At 58.5% G+C, this 1,408-nt stretch carries 2 protein-coding genes; both read left to right on the top strand.

The features are described from left to right. Positions 1-135: 135 nt before the first annotated feature. Entirely contained in the window at positions 136-912 is a 777-nt protein-coding gene (locus A5774_RS00260) for a phosphoglyceromutase (protein ID WP_021352890.1), read from the top strand. A 107-nt stretch (positions 913-1,019) separates the two neighbouring features. After that, the coding region (locus A5774_RS00255) for a PAS domain-containing protein (protein WP_231892281.1) at positions 1,020-1,408 on the top strand (389 nt) is incomplete at its 3' end.

Genomic DNA, 1,408 nt, shown 5'->3' with positions numbered 1-1,408 from the left:
TTCTCGTGGGCGGCGGCTGCGGACCGGTTAGTGGGGGTATTCCAGGATGCGATTGCGAGTGCTGATGGGGCAGCAAGGTTGCACAACCGGCAAGCCAGCGGCAATTAGTGGGGTGACCGTGGCATGCTAGAAGCTATGACTGGACCTAATTCTGAACCGAATTCTGCCAACGGCAAGCTCATCTTGCTGCGCCATGGCCAATCCACCTGGAATGAATCCAACCAGTTCACCGGCTGGGTTGATGTAGACCTGACCGCACGTGGAGAAAGCGAGGCGCGCCGGGCCGGAGAATTGATTGCCGCTGCTGGGCTGCAGCCAGAGGTGGTCTACACTTCGCTGCTGCGTCGTGCGATCCGTTCGGCAAATATTGCGTTGTCTGCGGCCGATCGCCACTGGATTCCTGTAGTCCGTAACTGGCGCATAAACGAACGCCACTACGGTGCCCTGCAAGGCTTGAACAAAGCCGAAACCCGCGACAAATACGGTGAGGATCAGTTCATGTCGTGGCGTCGTTCTTATGACACCCCGCCACCGGAGCTTGCCGACGACTCCCAGTACTCCCAAGCTGGCGACCCGCGTTATGCGGATGTGGACAACCCGCCCCGCACTGAATGCCTGAAAGACGTCGTAGCCCGGGCCATCCCATATTTCGAGGCGGAGATCCTGCCACGCCTGCGGGATGGTCAGACCGTGTTGTTGGCTGCGCACGGAAATTCGCTGCGCGCACTTGTTAAGCACCTGGATGCGATTTCGGACGAAGATATTGCCGCGCTGAATATCCCGACCGGTATGCCACTGGTGTACGAATTCGCCGCTGACGGCAGCATCGTGAACCCAGGAGGCGACTACTTGGACCCAGAAGCCGCGCAGGCGGGTGCTGCTGCCGTAGCGAATCAGGGCCAGGCTAAGTAAAACACGTGACGACAACCCAGATTGTTGTTCTTGCCGTCGTGGTGACGGTACTGGTCACCGCAGTGCTACTTGTCGCTGGGGCGGTGTGGTTGCGCCGCGGTGGGCAGCTGGGCCGGTTCGGTGCTGAAGAACAAACCCAGGACTCGGACCGGATTTTGGAATCTAACCAGGTTGCCACCGTCGGCCAGATGTTGCATTTGGTTATTCAATCATCGCCGACGGGCATCGTCGTAGTGGACCGCAATGGCGATGTCATGCTGTCGAATGCCCGCGCTCACGACATGGCTCTGGTGCACGCGCGCACCATTAACCCACAGGTGTGGCGGGTGGCTGCAAACGTCTTTGACGACGAAGAAAAAGAAAACCGCTACCTCGAACTTTCCGTGCCTAAGCATCGCACGGGTAATCGGATTTCCAACGTGCGCGCGCTGGTCAAGCCCTTAACCCTTGTCGACGATCGTTTCATGATTGTCTATGGCACCGACGAATCCGAAAA

Source organism: Corynebacterium sp. EPI-003-04-2554_SCH2473622 (assembly GCF_001665955.1).
GTDB classification, from domain to species: Bacteria; Actinomycetota; Actinomycetes; order Mycobacteriales; family Mycobacteriaceae; genus Corynebacterium; species Corynebacterium pseudodiphtheriticum.
This window is presented reverse-complemented; position numbering and strand designations above follow the sequence as displayed.